At 44.5% G+C, this 16,207-nt stretch carries 14 protein-coding genes; 7 read left to right on the top strand and 7 right to left on the bottom strand.

Annotated features, from left to right (window positions below):
- From PY364_RS12260 to PY364_RS12250, 3 genes are all read left to right on the top strand, one after another.
- Positions 1 to 243, top strand: a 243-nt coding sequence (locus PY364_RS12260; RefSeq protein WP_275522839.1) for an HNH endonuclease signature motif containing protein, incomplete at its 5' end; no start/stop codon positions are given.
- 286 nt (positions 244 to 529) lie between these two features.
- Entirely contained in the window at positions 530 to 706 is a 177-nt protein-coding gene (locus PY364_RS12255) for a hypothetical protein (RefSeq protein ID WP_275522838.1), read from the top strand.
- A 217-nt stretch (positions 707 to 923) separates the two neighbouring features.
- Entirely contained in the window at positions 924 to 1,934 is a 1,011-nt protein-coding gene (locus PY364_RS12250) for a peptidoglycan-binding domain-containing protein (protein WP_275522837.1), read from the top strand.
- Between the two features lie 156 nt (positions 1,935 to 2,090).
- Here the strand turns inward: PY364_RS12250 and gshB are convergent, their stop codons facing one another.
- The 4 genes from gshB to hflX form a co-directional block, all read right to left on the bottom strand.
- Positions 2,091 to 3,077 carry a glutathione synthase gene (gene gshB, locus PY364_RS12245; RefSeq protein ID WP_275522835.1) on the bottom strand — a complete coding sequence of 329 codons (987 nt, stop codon included), beginning with the start codon at positions 3,075 to 3,077 and terminating at the stop codon, positions 2,091 to 2,093.
- Positions 3,078 to 3,344: 267 nt separating this feature from the next.
- The gene (gene grxC / locus PY364_RS12240; protein ID WP_275522833.1) at positions 3,345 to 3,602 is read right to left on the bottom strand and encodes a glutaredoxin 3; all 258 of its coding nucleotides are present in this window, start codon (positions 3,600 to 3,602) and stop codon (positions 3,345 to 3,347) included.
- 195 nt (positions 3,603 to 3,797) lie between these two features.
- Complete coding sequence (locus PY364_RS12235; protein ID WP_275522832.1) at positions 3,798 to 4,109, bottom strand: PEP-CTERM sorting domain-containing protein; 312 nt, start codon at positions 4,107 to 4,109, stop codon at positions 3,798 to 3,800.
- A 422-nt stretch (positions 4,110 to 4,531) separates the two neighbouring features.
- Positions 4,532 to 6,181 carry a GTPase HflX gene (gene hflX / locus PY364_RS12230; RefSeq protein WP_343277572.1) on the bottom strand — a complete coding sequence of 550 codons (1,650 nt, stop codon included), beginning with the start codon at positions 6,179 to 6,181 and terminating at the stop codon, positions 4,532 to 4,534.
- A 363-nt stretch (positions 6,182 to 6,544) separates the two neighbouring features.
- On the opposite strand from hflX, the gene PY364_RS12225 reads away from it, so the two are divergent.
- Complete coding sequence (locus PY364_RS12225; RefSeq protein ID WP_275522830.1) at positions 6,545 to 7,603, top strand: alpha/beta fold hydrolase; 1,059 nt, start codon at positions 6,545 to 6,547, stop codon at positions 7,601 to 7,603.
- An 875-nt stretch (positions 7,604 to 8,478) separates the two neighbouring features.
- Here the strand turns inward: PY364_RS12225 and PY364_RS12220 are convergent.
- Positions 8,479 to 8,622, bottom strand: coding sequence for a hypothetical protein (locus PY364_RS12220; protein ID WP_275522829.1), 144 nt, complete (start codon positions 8,620 to 8,622; stop codon positions 8,479 to 8,481).
- A 35-nt stretch (positions 8,623 to 8,657) separates the two neighbouring features.
- Between PY364_RS12220 and PY364_RS12215 the strand changes: the two genes are divergently transcribed.
- On the top strand, positions 8,658 to 11,156 hold the full coding sequence (locus PY364_RS12215; RefSeq protein WP_275522828.1) for a protein kinase: 2,499 nt from the start codon (positions 8,658 to 8,660) through the stop codon (positions 11,154 to 11,156).
- A gap of 66 nt (positions 11,157 to 11,222) precedes the next feature.
- Here PY364_RS12215 and PY364_RS12210 read toward each other — a convergent pair whose 3' ends face one another.
- Both PY364_RS12210 and PY364_RS12205 read right to left on the bottom strand, forming a co-directional pair.
- Complete coding sequence (locus PY364_RS12210) at positions 11,223 to 11,798, bottom strand: single-stranded DNA-binding protein (RefSeq protein ID WP_275522827.1); 576 nt, start codon at positions 11,796 to 11,798, stop codon at positions 11,223 to 11,225.
- A 255-nt stretch (positions 11,799 to 12,053) separates the two neighbouring features.
- A complete protein-coding gene (locus PY364_RS12205) occupies positions 12,054 to 14,579 on the bottom strand; it encodes a mannose-1-phosphate guanyltransferase (RefSeq protein ID WP_275522826.1) in 2,526 nt (841 codons plus the stop codon).
- Positions 14,580 to 15,009: 430 nt separating this feature from the next.
- On the opposite strand from PY364_RS12205, the gene PY364_RS12200 reads away from it, so the two are divergent.
- Both PY364_RS12200 and PY364_RS12195 read left to right on the top strand, forming a co-directional pair.
- Complete coding sequence (locus PY364_RS12200) at positions 15,010 to 15,213, top strand: hypothetical protein (protein ID WP_275522825.1); 204 nt, start codon at positions 15,010 to 15,012, stop codon at positions 15,211 to 15,213.
- A 3-nt stretch (positions 15,214 to 15,216) separates the two neighbouring features.
- Complete coding sequence (locus PY364_RS12195; RefSeq protein ID WP_275522824.1) at positions 15,217 to 15,963, top strand: class I SAM-dependent methyltransferase; 747 nt, start codon at positions 15,217 to 15,219, stop codon at positions 15,961 to 15,963.
- Positions 15,964 to 16,207: the final 244 nt, after the last annotated feature.

Here is a 16,207-nt window from a genome sequence, read left to right as displayed (position 1 = left end):
GGCGAAAGCCCAGATACACCTAACAGGGTTGCATCCTTAATCAAGAAACAAAAGGGTATCTGTTCACACTGTGGTTTGTACTTTACAAGTACAGACATTGTAGAAGTTGACCATAAATTGCCGCTCTCATTAGGTGGTAAAGACCAATATGATAATCTTCAACTTCTGCATAGACATTGCCATGACATAAAGACAGCTACGGACGGTTCCCTAAATAAGAATCACGACAATAAACCGTTTTGAATCGTGCCTATAACAAAGGTGGAATTATTGAGGAGCCGGATGAGGTGAAAGTCTCACGTCCGGTTCTGAAGGAGAGATAGAGGTAGCAATGCCTCTATCGACTCTAACAATACAGGGCTGTCAAGAGAGCGATCGCTCTCCAACTCAAAACTTAACACTGTTAAGAAAGTTAGCTAAATTTAAAGCTTAATTGCAATACCTTGTCAAAGTTAACCGCAGTCGCAATCTGGTGATAGGTTTAATCACAGTAAATCATCCGATAAAAAACTAGCCAGGATTAAAAATTATGTACGGCAAGCGTTCCGATGAAGACTTGCTCAAAGCTGCTGTCACCGCTGCTTTGGGAGCTGGCATTGTCACATCCTTTGCGGTAAGTCAAGGTCAACACCCCCTCGTAGCTCTGGGAATTACAGCCTTTGCGGCGGTAGCGGCTGTAATTTGCGATCGCATTGGCTTAATTTAAACTGAGGAAGAGAGGCTAGGGGAAGAGCAAGACGGCTTTACCCCTTTCGGTGTCAAAAGTTAGGATCTCACTCCTCAGCCAGTTTTGTAAAGTTTCTTTACAAAAACCGATTTTTTGCATAAAAAAGTAGGCTAAGACATTGACAGATAAATAGAAGCTCAAAATTTTTATTTTTGAGTCAGCAGATATCCACTAGCCAAATTTTTGCAGGAAAATTATGGACTCATTTGCTTACCTTGAACTTGCTCTTGTCTGGGAAAGCCCTACGGAGCCGAAATTGCTTGAGGGATTGAATTGGAAAAAGCTATCTAGCCAGACGTACATCCCCTTGTTATCTCTAGTTTTGGTATTGTCAGTTTTGAGTATAGCTAACTCAGCTAATGCTGAACTCAGGCCAGGATCTAACGGCGAACAGGTGAGAGCGCTTCAGCAACGATTGCAAGCACAGGGTTACTTCCCAATAGGTACAACCCCAACTATCCGCTATCGCAGCATTACTGAAGAGGCTGTTAGACAGTTTCAGCTAGCGAGAGGACTCCGGGCGACTGGCATAGCTGATGATTTCACCCTCTATTACCTGGGTTTAGGGCCCTATCCACGAACGCCAAGCCAAGGTTACTATCCACCATCTCCAATAGGCCAACCTTCAAATACAAGCACAACTATCAGAACTTGTCAGGGGTTGCGTTTTGAAAATAAAAGGTATCCATCAGTAACTTCCCTTCAACAAAAGTTAAAAGCTCTTGGCTTCTTTTATGGTGCTGTTGATGGCAAATACCGCGAGCGCACTCTTAGTGCAGTCACCCGTTTTCAGCAAGCTAATAACCTTGTAGCTACTGGCTGTGCCGACCAGACTACTCTTTATGCTATAGACCTGGGGATCGCGGAAATTAGCTATGCCAATCCCCCTATTATTCCCCCTTTGCAGCCTCCCTACCAACAAACTGGTTTAACTACCCTTTTCACGTTGGGAAGAAATAGTCGTGGCCCTGCGGTTAGAGAACTTCAGAGTCAATTGAGACGTTTAGGCATTACTCCTGGCGCTATTGATGGAGTATTTGGGAATGACACTGAATATGCTGTGAAACGTTTTCAGGAGCGTGCAGGCCTTTATCGTGATGGAATTGCCACACCTAACGTACAAATTGCCCTACGGAATATCATTGCTGGAAATGTTCCTATTCCTTTTGGCTCTCCTCTCTATGTACCTCGTGTTGTATCCAGGTAAACCAAGTTGTTAACTACAAAAATTGTCGGGGTTAGCCCCCGTGCTGACCCCGAAGATGCGGGGCGATCGCAGGAAGATTGCCCCTAATAATAATTACAAATAGGACTTACGTAACGCCGCCATCTTGGCGGTAAAGTAACCGCCAAGATGGCGGCGTTACGGATACTTTTGCGTAAGTCCTGCTTTAGTTTCCTCTACCCATTTAACAATCTTTTTACCCAAACAAACATTATCTAACAAATCAATTTCTCGCACACCAGTAGGACTGGTGACATTGATTTCTGTAAGATAACCGCCAATCACATCAATACCTACAAAATACAAACCATCTTTTTGCAAAACTGGCGCTAACTGAGTGCAAATTTGATATTCTCGCTCGGTAATTTCTGTCTTAGCAACTCTACCACCAACTGCCATATTCCCGCGAAATTCATTGCCAGTGGGAATACGATTTACAGCACCAATAGGTTCACCGTTCATCAAAATAATTCGCTTGTCTCCTTCTTTTGCTTCCGGCAAATAAGTCTGAACCATCACCGGAACTTGTCCCTGTTGAGTGCTAATTTCAATCAAGGAGTTAAAGTTGCGATCTCGTCCCTCCATAAATAAAATTCCCTCACCTGCTTTACCGCCTAATGGCTTCAAAACGGCTGCTCCTTTTTTCTCAACAAATTCCCGAATTACCTGTTTATTTTGGCTAACAATTGTCTCTGGAATTGCCTCTGTAAACTGCAAAGCATACATCTTTTCATTGGCACTCCGTAGACCTCTAGGGGAATTAATTACAATAGTTTTTGCTGTGTCAATACAGTCAAGAATATAAGTAGCATAAAGATAAGGAATATTTACTGGGGGATCTGTTCGCATAAATACTGCATCCATCGCCTCAAGGGGCTGCAAAGTAGGCGTTTCTAATTCGTACCAAACTTCAGCCGCTACCCAATGCCCCTCTATTAATTCTACTGGTGTTAGAGCCACGCGGTTCAGTAGTCCCCAAGCTTTGCCACCAATTACGCTTAATTTTTCTGCTTGAGTCACCCAAACTTCGTGACCTAGTTCTTGTGCTGCTTCCATTAGTGCCACACTGGTATCGTGACCTGGAATTAGCCGTTGGATGGGATCGATGATGAATGCAAATTTCATTTATTTTGTTAATTGTTAATTGTTAATTGGTAATTGGTAATTGGTAATTGGTAATTGGTAATTGGTAATTGGTAATTGGTAATTGGTAATTGGTAATTGCTAATTATCACAATTATGTTGGTCAAGCGTCAGCAAAACCTAACTCTTTGTTAACAAATATAAGTACAGTTAACAGTTAACAGTTAGCTATACTCAAAACTTCTGAGATGGGTTTCGCTGACGCTCTACCTATCCTACAATTAATTGGTTAACTATTAGCCAGTTCCTCTATACTAAGAGGGGATCTAGTTTACCCTGAGCTTCGAGGGCATGGATGTCGTCACAGCCACCTATATGTTGGTCGTTGATGAAAATCTGAGGTAGGGATCTTGACCCCTTTGCCCGCTCGGCCATCTGACTCCGCGCTGCTTCATCTCCGTCAATACTGTACTCGATAAAATCTATCCCTTTTTGCTTCAGCAGTGATTTGGCTCGAAGGCAAAAGGGACAGGTTCTCCAAGTGTAAATTTCAACTTTAGGAGTCATAAGTTTCTCGAAAATTAGCAATATTTCTTAATTCTAATCTTAATCAGGCGAATCTGAAATAATGTACAGTTACTACTTACAAGTTAAATATAACTTTATTCTTGTTAAGATAATTTTATTTAATTTCGGGGTAAAAACTAAAAAACTGTCCGCAATCAAAGAGACAGTCCCGCTTTAAAGGTAAAACGTTACTGCCTAGCGGTCTTGATCGATTTGCTTTCGCTTTCTCGCGGAATAAATTATACCCGCACTTGTCATCAGCAGCGCGATCGCCATGCTTGGTTCGGGAACGGAAGTTTGGTTAGAGGTTGGCTTTGTGTAAACATCTGATATTGTGGGACTAGGTGCAGAGCTGGGTTTGCGATCCGATGCACAGGCATCTGAAAAGTTTCCGGGCCCACAAACGTTAACCTGGGCTAAAGCCGGAGGGGCACCGGCCAGGTAGTAGAACCCAACTGCCGCTGCGGCAGCGAGTCCGAAAGTTAGTTTTGCCAGTAGCGTAGACATAATTAGTTAATTAAACAGTTGCAATAGGATAACAATAAATACAATGCAACAGAATTGTCTTCCAACTGATGAGAGCTGTCACGGTGCTGTGTGTTTGCGATCGCGGACGAGAAATAGAAACGAATTTTTCGGTTCCAACCCTCTCCTCCATAACCTCATCATCCTTGCTTTGCCCTGGCAGTTCTTCCATCTATTCTAGCGATTTGCCGCCTGCTGCCGCTTGCAGCCAGGGATATATTTTCACACGACCCTCCTCTAACTAATTATACATGGCTTGTCTGAAACTAATGCCACCAAATTCCAATTTTAGAGAGAACTAAAAGCTCTCCCATTCGATCCTCTCATCTTTTGCAGATACCTGTCCTCAGTATATATACGTAAATTTGATCCTGTCAATGACCCCCCGATTAAATTTTAAGTATTTACCGAGGGTAAGCTACGTAGTAAATTAACTGAGCTAGTTTCTGGCGTAGAGTTTCCAACCCTAGGGCCTTAGCGGCGGAGATAAACACCGCTTGGGGAAATTCCTCCTGAGCTTGCCGCAGTACGTCCCCATCTACGCGGTCAATTTTGTTGAAAGCAACCAAGGCTGGCCCTGGAGTCACGGGCATTTCAGTCAAAATCGTCATTACAGAGCGAATTTGACTTTGCCAAGCGGGATGAGATAGATCCACTAGGTGCAGCAGAGCGTCGGCATCTGTGACTTCTTCGAGAGTGGCGCGGAATGCGTCAATCAAGGAGGGTGGTAGTTCGTGAATAAATCCCACCGTATCTGTAAGTACAATCGACAGAGATTCCCCTGTGACGGCATCAGGAATCACTAACCGCCGCGTGGTGGGGTCAAGAGTGGCAAATAATTGGTCAGCCGTATAAACTTCGGCATTAGTAAGCACATTGAGCAGCGTAGATTTACCGGCATTGGTATAGCCGACGATCGCAATTGAGGGTACTTCTCTGAATTGACGTTGCTGGCGCATCCGGGAACGATGAGCTTGCAGTTGATTAACTTCTTGCTGCAAGCGAGAAATGCGTTTGGCGATCGCGCGTCGCTCTGTTTCCAGCTTCGTTTCGCCGGGCCCTCTCGTACCGATCCCGCCCCCTAACCTAGACATCGCCTGACCTCTACCCGTGAGGCGAGGCAAGCTGTATTCTAACTGAGCGAGTTCTACTTGTAATTTCCCAGCACCAGACTGGGCTCTCTGGGCAAAAATATCTAGAATTACCTCAGTGCGATCGACAACACGGATACCGATTTTGGTTTCTAAATTCCGTACTTGTGCTGGGGAGAGGTCGCGATTGAATACTATTAAGTTAGCCCCGACAGTCTGGGCACTGAGAGCGATTTCTTCAACTTTTCCTTCGCCTACAACTGTCTGAGGATGGGGGCGCGATCGCTTTTGCCGCACTGTTTGCAACACCTGACCCCCAGCCGTATCAACCAAGCTAGTCAATTCTAGCAATCCGTCCTCAAATTGCTGCGGGCTCATATCCTGAGTCATCATCCCGACCACCAAGACCTTATCATGGTCTACATCAACCTGTTTGGCGACAAACTCCCGCTCAAATTCTGCTTCAATCCCTTCTACCCACTCCTGAAAGTCAATGTCAGCCAGGACATCCAAACTTAAAGGCGTTGACATACTCCAGAAGAAGTTTTGAGTTTTGAGAGATTGGTCTGTTTCTGGCAACCCTTCCCGGTTTTGAGTGTTAATTACAGGCTCAATATCTCCCGCTCTCCCGCTGTGGGGCGGGCACGGGGGCACCGCCCCTACATTCCCTGCTCCCCCGCTCAAGAGCTCCCCTTCAGGGGTTAAGTGAGCTAGATAGGTTTCTTTAATGTAGCCTGCACCGCCGCCTCCGCGACGCTGAAAGCCTCCACCAGTAAGAGTTAGCCAAACCAGAGCGTCTAGCCTCTGGATCGCCATTGCCGTCACTGCGGCTTCACCAGGGGGTTCCGGCTTTAGGTGAGTAGCAATGCAGCGAATACCGCTGAGACGGCCGCCGCCGTAGCGGGGCAATTCTAGGGCTGGGATTTGGGTTTGGCGAGGCGTACCAACACCAACACGAATCACCTGTCCTCGACGGTTGACATAGGCACAAACGGGCTGATCGATTTCTGTGCTGATAGCAGCGGCGCGTTGAGCAAATTCCGATGTCGCAAGGCGATCGCCTGGAAGTCTTTGATGGTAAAGTTTTTCCAGTTGCTTGAGTTGGTTTTTCTTTAAACCTTGAAGGTTGCCGTAGATAGTGTCGATAGGTTTTTCCTCACTGAGATTGAGTTTATTTACTATTTTGACTTGACTTGGCCTTTAACTGCATTGCCTTTAACTGTATTTACTTCAAAAGTGATGTCCCGGTATGCACCTCCTGGGACTGCTGTTCAACAATAATGTCAATTGTCATGTACGATCGGGAAGTCAAAAACCTAGTTCCCTATGACCAGTTTTGCCTATACTCCACCTTGGCTGCTGAACAACGGTTTATTGATGACGTTGTACAGCGCATTAAGGGCTAGTCGCCGTTGGGAAAATACGATCTCTTACCCAGAGCCCCCGTACCGAGAACACATCTTTACTGGTGCTTGTGGAGTCCCGATTTTTGGCCTGGTTGCTATCCCGGAAAATCCCCGATATACCATTGTTGGCACTTACGGGATTACTGGCGATCTGGATAACCAATGGTTTCTCAGGCTACTAGGCCGTAAAGCCTATGCTCAAGGCTGTGCAGTGGTATTCTTTGACTGGCGAGCTCACGGTAAAACTGCCCAACTCTCTCCTACCCTGACTTCTGATGGTCTATACGAAGGCGAAGATTTCGTGCGGATTGCTGCTGCGGCTAAAGAAATGGGATGTCCGGCCCCTTTTTGGTTCACGGGTTATTCCCTGGGGGGACAATTAGCCTTGTGGGCTGTAAAATCAGCTCAGGCGATCGCGGATTGGGGGCCGGAGTTAGGACTCGAAGAGTCAGAACTAGCAGGCGCGGCGGTGATTTGTCCCAGTTTAGACTCGAATCGTTCTCTGTCTTATCTGGTTAAAGATGAGTGGGGGAAATTTCTAGAAAAAGCGATCGCGCGACAATTAAAAAAACTAGCAAAACAGATCGCCGCATCACATCCAGGGGCGATCGATCCGGCCGCCATTGAACGCGCCAACAGTATTTGGGGCTTTGACCATGAACTGGTAATTGGCTTGTTAGGGTTCTCCTCTGTAGAAGAATACTATGACGCTAGCAGCGCCCTACATATTTTGCCTCACCTCAAAAAACCCACATTCATCCTCTATGCTGCGGACGATCCGATGTTTGACCCGGTTCTTGTCCCAGAGTTACAAGCCATTAGCGCGAACAATCCAGCCTTAGAGTTAGTGCTGACAGCCTACGGCGGTCATGTTGGGTATATCAGTAGTAAACGTTGTCAGCATCAATTTGCCGATCGCGATCGCTGGTGGGCCTGGAATCGGATTTTAGAGTGGTTCGACACATTGACTGTTAATTAAGATAAAAGCGAACTTAGGCATTCAGCTAAGCACAGTTAATATAGGGACTTTCACAACTCTAGTGAGAGTGGTATTCTAGTCGAAAGAATACCCGCGTCTTCAGACTGGGGAGTATCAAATCCCTTGGGTAGCTGTGATATCATTTTCAAATCCAAAATCGCAATTAGTTGTAGGAGGACACTGTTATGGATGAAATTTTGACGGCTGATTTAATAGTGGAAGGAGTCACGGCGTTGGGTTCATTGGGTTTCTTTTTTTTGGCCTATCAAGCTTTGCAAATGTTGAAAAGATAAGGGAGAAAGTAATTTTTGTAGGGATGAAAGCACTGTTATAAATAGGTGAACATAATTAAACGTTAAAAATTAAACGTTAAAAATTAAAAAGGAAATAAATTAAATTTTTAATTTTTAATTTTACATTTTTAATTCTTGAGAGAGGCGATCGCCCACCTTAGAGTTTATAGCGTTTATTTATGTCCACTTACTTAGCAAAATGTCTTTTCCCTTAGCCTTAGCCTGCTACTGAGCAACTAAAGTAAAAGCGCGACCCGTTTAGCGATCGCTAAACAGAAAACACAAAACTAGATCGTGCAGGGCGTGTTGTGGTAAAATCTACTCTGTCCACATCTAGTACATAATTGAGTTTGACAATAAACTGGTAACAATAATTTCAGTGGGCTTAGATCTATTTTACAAAACCAGGGTTGTGCTCGTTTAATTACAGATAAAAGTTTTTCACTGGAGAGAGTTTCGGAAGGCGAACCGCCGCCTTCCAACTAGGGGCGTTACGCAATTACAGGAGAATTCATACCTGCACTGCCTAAATTCCAGAATTGGAAATTGACTCAAATGCTTGAGGGCAAATGAGTTGCCGCCTCAACTCAACGCATCTAGCGGGGCAACCACAGGGAGATTGCCCCTAGAAAAAATTACACAATATAACTCTGCCGACTGCGTGCGATCGCATTGGCACTTTTCTCTCTCCTCAAACATCAACCAACGGCAGCGAAAATTTTTCATGCCACCATCAACCAAAAAAGAGCTGGGTTGTTTTCATGGTTAGCCAACTTTTGGACGGACGCTATCAAATCATTGAAGTCATAGAAACAGGAGAATTTGGACAAACTTATCTGGCAAAAGATACTCGCCGCCCTGGGGAACCGCAATGCTTTGTCAAGCATCTGCGGCCTGCAAGTAACGATCCTAAACTGATCGATACTGCCCGCCGCCTGTTTGAAAAAGAAGCAGAAGTTCTAGAAAAGCTAGGTCAGCACGAACAAATCCCTCAGTTATTTGCTTACTTTGAGAAAAATCAAGAATTTTTCTTAGTAGAAGCCTTCATCCCTGGCTATTCCTTAGCCAGCGAGATTTTACCTGGAAAACCGCTGTCGGAAGAGCAAGTTGTCAGTCTATTGAAAGAAGTCTTAGAAATTCTAGTTTTCGTACACGGACACGGAGTAATTCACCGAGACATCAAACCAGGAAATTTAATCCGGCGGCAATCAGATGGCAAATTAGTTTTACTCGATTTTGGAGCAGTTAAAGAAATCAACCTCGATCGTGGTCAAAAACCGCCTACAGTTCGGATTGGCACCTTGGAATATATGCCAATTGAACAGTTTCAATACAACCCCCAATTAAACAGCGATATCTATGCAGTAGGAATGATTGGAATTCAGGCCCTTACGGGGTTGCCTGCTTATGAATTACCCAAACTCCGAGATCACAATAATCCCAATTTGGGCGAAATATTTTGGAGACATTTAGCTGTAGTTAGTCAAGAACTGGCCGATGTTTTAGATAACATGGTACGCTACGATTTTCACCAGCGATATCAGTCTGCGACCGAAGCTGTAGCTGACTTGAAAAAAGTTAGCGATCGCTCTAGAACGAGAGTTCCCAAAATTACAATATATCGAGAAGAAGTAGAGCGTCGTGCTAGCCATCGAGGGGAAATTTCTGTTGTCGGTCGCAAAATATTAGCCGAACTACGAAATAGTCTAGAACTATTCCCAGAAGAAGCTGATGCGATTGAAGACGAAGTATTAAACCCTTATCGAAAATTTAAGGACAAGGCGCAGCAGTACGAGCAAGCATTAGTCGAATCAATGCAGCAGGAATATCCATTTGCTAAGGATACTCGTGACGAATTAAAACGCTTGCAGCAAATTTTAGGACTCACAGATCAAGATATAGAATTAATCGAAAGTCGAGTCCTTCCCAAATCCTTACTCGTCAAATTACAGAACCTAATTTTAAGTTTTACACAGCCAAAGCAGACCTCTGACCAGCCACCAGGGAGGTTTTATCCTCAAGGTTCGCGGATAGGAGAAAACAGCCTACCACAGGCGAGATCGAACGGTCAAGTTCCGCCAACAAATCGGAATATTGCAGTTATACCGCAGCACCAAAATCGCAGAATAAATCCCTACTTAATTGGGGCAATTCTTGCTGCTATTTTAGCTGTAGCTGGTGCTATTTATGGCTATCTTCAGTGGCAACAGTTGCAGCAGCGCCGCCAGCAAGAATCACAACAAATTAATACAATTAATGCTCTTTATAAAGAGAGCAATTATCAGGAGTGTATCGATCGGGGAGAAAAAGTTAATAATAGTTCTAGTCGCTATGCTGATGCTCAAATACTTGTGAAGCAGTGCGAGGACGGTGCTAACTGGAAAAACGTTACAGTCAAGAATTTTGCTGAACATTCTAATGCAGTTGGAACTGTTGCTTTTAGTCCTGATGGTTTAACTCTAGCTAGTGGTTCCAAGGACAAAACAATTAAGATTTGGGATTTAGCTACCGGAAATCTTATCCGCAGTTTTGAGGGAGATTCATCCGCAATTTGGTCTGTTGCTTTTAACTCGAATGGCACGCGCCTAGCGGCTGGTACTTCTTACTGGAGAATTCTATTGTGGAATTTGAAAACGGGGGAATTGGTTCGTAGTGTAGATCATAATGCTACGGTTTGGTCTGTGGCGATCAGTCCTGACGGATTAACTTTAGCTAGCGGTAGCAGCGACAAAACATCAAAAACCTGGAATGTAGCGACTGGGGATTTGATTCACAACTTACCGGATCATTCAGATTATGTTTATTCGGTTGCAATTAGCCCGGATGGGAAAACTTTGGTTAGCGGTTCTAAGGATAAAACCATTACAATTGTGGATGTAGAAACTGGTCGGTTGATTAATACTATTGAGGGACATTCAGATCAGGTGAGGTCTGTAGCAATTAGCCCAGATGGAAAGACATTAGTTAGCGGTTCCTACGATCGCACGATTAAAATTTGGAATCTGGCTACTGGGGAGTTGATTCGGACTTTGAACGGTCATTCTGGGGAAATTATATCTGTTGCTATCAGCCCAGATGGAAAGACTATTGCTAGTGGGAGTAAAGATAAGACGATTAAGATTTGGGATTTAAGGAGTGGAGTATTACTAAATAGTTTAACGGGACATTCTAATGAGGTTTATACGGTTGCTTTTAGCCCGGATGGTAAGACTATTGCTAGTGGGGGCAAGGATAATATAATTAAGCTCTGGCGGCGGTAAACATACTAGGCAAATTATAGCTAGGGGCTAAGCCCCTATTACTATAAGTTCTAACTTCCTAACTTCCTAAAAAGGGATCGGATCGTAATCAGGGTTCTCACTTTCATCAGAGGGAATAGGTTCCATCGGCGGAGAAGTTGGAGATTGATACCCTGAAGTATTTGATTCCCAATCTTGGGCCACCTCAGACCGATTAGCCGTAGAAACAGGGTTTTGAACCCGATTGCGCGAACCTAGAGATACGACATTATTAGGAGCAGAAACAGGTGCATTTGTATGCACTCTAGCCGGATCTGCGTTAGATATATTTCCCGTAGAAAAAGAGCTCATCTCCGTTGCTCCGAGACTGTAAATCTTCTGAGCAGTTAATTCGGCACGTTTTTCCTTAAATCCTTCCGGTTTTCGCTCAATGGTGTTCATATTCAAGCGACCTTCAATAATAACGCGATCGCCTTGGTGATAATTCCCATGAATTTCTTGAGCCAGATTTCCCCATCCTACAACCTTTAGAGTTGATGGGGGATCTTCAGGCCGACTACCTGGAAACTGCACAAGCATTTCAGCTATTTGAGTTTGATTGTCAGGGGTGTAGCGGAGTTGCGGTGCTTGAACGATCTCCGCCATTAAAATACAGCTATTCATCAGTTACTAATTAGTAATTGGTAATTGGTAATTGGTAATTGGTAATTACCAATTGAGGACTTTTGAGTTACACAATTTAATTTTAACAGGATTTACGCAAAAGTATGCGTAACGCCGCCATCTTGGCGGTAAAGTCACCGCCAAGATGGCGGCCGTACTGCGATCGTGCGTAAGTCCTAACTTAACTCAAAACCGCGAAGAAACAAGAAGGAAGAAGAGAGAAGAAAATACAATTAGCAATTAGCCATTAGCAATTTATACTTCCTTTTCCCGTAGCTCGACTTGGTTAACAAAGTCGTGTATTAGAAGGCGGTAATCCCTCAAACTCTGAACTACCCAATCGCGGTCATTACTGTTAGCAAATATATGTACAAGAGGTTCGCTGGCATCAGGTAGAATTAATACCCAATTGTCATTCTGGTAGTTGAAAATCTTGACTCCATCCACCAATTCTAAATTGTCAGGTGAGTGAGATTCTACCAGATAGCGCATCAGCGCACCCTTCACCGTCCAAGGACAACGCACACTATAAGTGTGATGAGTCACGCGGGGAAGTGATTCCTTAATCTGTCCGAGCGATCGCTCTTGAATCGTCATCATCTCAATTACTTTAGCAACACAGAACATCCCATCAAAACCGGGATGTAGTTGGGGGAAAATAAAACCTATATTGGCACTGCCACCCAAAACCACATTAGGATTAGTATGAGCCGCCTCCATCAGCGCCGTCGGATTCGCCTTAGTGCGAATCACATTACCCTGATGCCGACGAGCGATCTCTTCCACTGCCGAAGAAGTATGAACAGGTACTACTACCGTAGATCTAGGGTTAGCACTCAGCATCAGATGTACCATCAGCGCCGTCAACATTTCTCCTCGAATGGCAATACCAGATTCATCAACTAAAATTAGCTGTTCTCCATTTGCAGATACCTGCACTCCAAAGTTAGCATTAAGAGCCTTGACCACGCGACCGAGTTGATCCAGTAAATGCTCTTTTTCTTCTTCCGGGAGGGATGTCTGCTTCAGACTAGCATTGAGCACCACCGCATCGCAGCCAAACTTAGCCAGAAGTTGTGGTAGAATTGCGCCAGAGACAGCGTAAGCATAGTCAATCACTACCTTAAAATTACTATAGCGAATTGCTTCAACATTCATCTGCCTTTCAAACCTGCGGCTATAAACTTCCAGCGCTTGGTTGAAATAGACCATATCCCCAATCTCAGAAATTTGTGCTCGCCGCAAATCTTCCTTAAAATAAGAACCCTCAATTTTTTTCTCAAGAGCTTTCGTGATATTAATGCCCTTCGAGTCAAAAAATTCTATTAAAATATTATCAGCTCGATCTGGGGAAAGCCTAACATGAATGCCGCCGATAATCGACAGTGTAGGTACGACAGCGCGAGTAATTGGAATCGCACTCGCTTCTAAATTCAAAACATTAACACCGACAGACATTAAACCTGCAATAAAAGACCTAGAAACCATGCGCGAGATGCTACGCTGGTCGCGAGAAACTAACACTGTGGCTCCGGGTTTTAAGGTAGAGCCGTAAGCGGCTCCCAATTTAACTGCAAATTCTGGAGTAATGTCAATATTGGCTAACCCCTGCACGCCACGTTGTCCGAAGAGATTGCGCTTAGCCTGCTCTCCCCAAATCAAGTTATTATTCAATTGAGCTCCAGATTCAATATTTTTACTGGGCCAAACACGAACGTTGGGACTGATTAGAGCTTCTTCTCCCACAGAACACATAGAACCGACTACAGCACCTTCCAAGACGTGAGCGCGACGATCCACACGAGTGCCCCGACAAATCACGCAGGCCCGCAGGTGAACATCTTCGCCAATGATCGCACCGTTCCAGATTATAGGGCGCTTGAGGTTGGCATCAGGAGCGACAGTGACATTATCTCCGATCGTAGTGCCGCCATCGATCTTCACCCTCGGCCCAATCCGGCAGTTATTACCAATGATTGCAGGGGTTTCAATCATCGCTGTTTCGTCAATAAAGGTATTTTGACCTACCCAAAGTCCTGGCCTTTGCTCGTAATAAGGTAATTCTAGTTTCACCTTTTGATGCAGGGCATCATACTGAACATCTCGGTAGACATCTAGCTGGCCGACATCGCACCAGTAGCCATCGGCGACGTAGCCAAACATCGGTTCGTTTTTCTCTAACAGCAATGGGAATAAATCTTTTGAGAAGTCGCATTCTTCATTAACTGGCAGATAATCTAAAACTTCAGGTTCTAGAATGTAAGTGCCAGTGTTGACTGTATCGGAGAAAATTTCGCTGGTGGAGGGTTTTTCTAGAAACCTGCGAATGCGATAGTGATCATCGGTAATCACAACACCAAATTCCATCGGGTCAGGAACGCGAGTTAAAATCAGGGTAGCTTTCGATTTCATGCTGTGGTGAAATTTCAGAGCCGCCGTTAAGTCGAAGTCTGTGATACTGTCCCCGCTAATTACTAAGAAAGTGCTATCGAGAAGTTCGGCAATATTTTTAACACAGCCAGCGGTGCCGAGGGGTTGGTCTTCTTCGACGGCATAAGTCATCTGTACGCCGAAGTCACTACCATCTGAAAAGTGATCGCGCATCACGTCAGGTAAGTAGTGCAGCGTAGCAATAATTTCTGTAATGTGATGCCGCCGTAGCAAATTGACGATATGTTCAGCAATGGGGCGGTTTAAAATCGGTACCATCGGTTTTGGTAGATCGCACGTCAGCGGTCTGAGTCTTGTTCCCGATCCTCCGGCCATCAGCACTGCTCGCATAAGTCCTCCTTGCAAAGTTAAAGGTTTCAGGTCATTAGTCTACTGGGAATTTTTGCCTGACCGAACTTATTAGCTTTTAGCTATAAGCCTTCAGCTTTTCTGATCTGGGAGTCTCAAAAATCTAGTGTAGCGATTTGTTGCTGCTGAAGTTCGATCTCACGATCGGGGATAGTAATTGATGGAATCAAGCTTTTTTGAGCTTGTTATTTTTTAATCGTTAGCGATCGCTTTCTTTAACAACAAGCTGCAACCGTTGCCAGTAGGTATGAGCTAAGGCTGGTGACAAATGTTACACTATAATTATAAGCTGTATAAGGTAAAAAACTTAAAGCAGTTTGCAAGCAAGCCTAGGGCGCATTTGGCTAGAATTGACAAGATAGCGCAATGAGCAGGTTTGTCCAATCAGATCGGTTATTTAGAGGTTTATTTGATGAGTACGTTAATTAGCTTGGCGTTGCTAGTCATTTACGGAGGCGGTATTTGGAAGTTCTGGCAGGGATTTGAGCGGACACCCTTCGACAGGAGCTTTTCAAATCGGCTCAAGCTGTCGTTGCTGTGGCCTGCCTTAATTTTCAATCAATCCTATCGCCAGAACTTTACGAAGGCTCTCAAGGGTTCCCCTAAAAGGTATTGATTGATGTCCAAAAAGCTCGACCGTGCTGGTACAAGTCCACAGTCTGAGGGCGATCGCTCTTGGTTTTCTAACAGCCATCCTGAAAGTTGGCAAGCTCTGCTTTCTCAAGTCTCCTCTCGGTTCGATCGCGAATATCGAGGAGAAAATTTTGCTCTACCGGAAGAAGTGGAGGCGATGCCAATTTTTCGGGACTTGGCCGCAGGTACTCTGTTAGCTAAGGTGGCTTCTCCTTTTTGGGAAGTGGCCAAACCCCAGAAAAATCAACGCTGTTTGGATATTGGCTGCGGGGTCAGCTTTTTGGTTTATCCTTGGCGAGACTGGGAAGCCTTTTTTTACGGACAAGACAGCAGCACTGTGGCGCGAGATGCGTTAAATGCTCGCGGCCCACAGCTAAATTCTAAGCTGTTTAAAGGGGTGCAGTTGGGGCCAGCTCACCGTTTGAATTATGAAGAAAATCAGTTTGATTTGTGCTTCGCGACAGGATTTAGCTGTTATTTTCCCTTGGATTACTGGGAAGTGGTAATGGGAGAAGTCAAGCGAGTCTTGAAACCGGAAGGTTATTTTGTTTTTGATATCCTTAATCCTGATGCGCCTCTAGCGGAGGATTGGGCAATTTTGGAAACTTATCGAGGAGCTGAGGTATTTTTAGAGGCGATCGCTGATTGGGAAAAATTGATTAAATCTGCTGGTGCGAAAGTAGTTAAAAAGAAAAACGGCGAGTTATTTGATCTTTATAAAGTCCAATTTTGAAAAGATATAACGGTTAACAGTTAACCGTTAACCGTTAATTGTTAATTGTTAATTGTTAATACCTGTAGTTTTTTTATCTTTACTTGCGATCTGTCATTGCGAGCTCTGCGAAGCAATCCCAACAGCTTGCGATTGCTTCGGGATTGCTTCGTACCCTCAGATTGCTTGACTATTGCTTGACTATTGCTTCAGATTGCTTCAGATTGCTTCAGATTGCTTCAGATTGCTTCAGATTGCTTCGTAC

The sequence above is a fragment of the Kamptonema sp. UHCC 0994 genome, assembly GCF_029167235.1.
In the GTDB taxonomy this organism is placed as follows: domain Bacteria; phylum Cyanobacteriota; class Cyanobacteriia; order Cyanobacteriales; family Microcoleaceae; genus Kamptonema.
The sequence above is the reverse complement of the archived record's forward strand: the minus strand, read 5'-3'. Positions and strand labels throughout refer to the sequence as shown.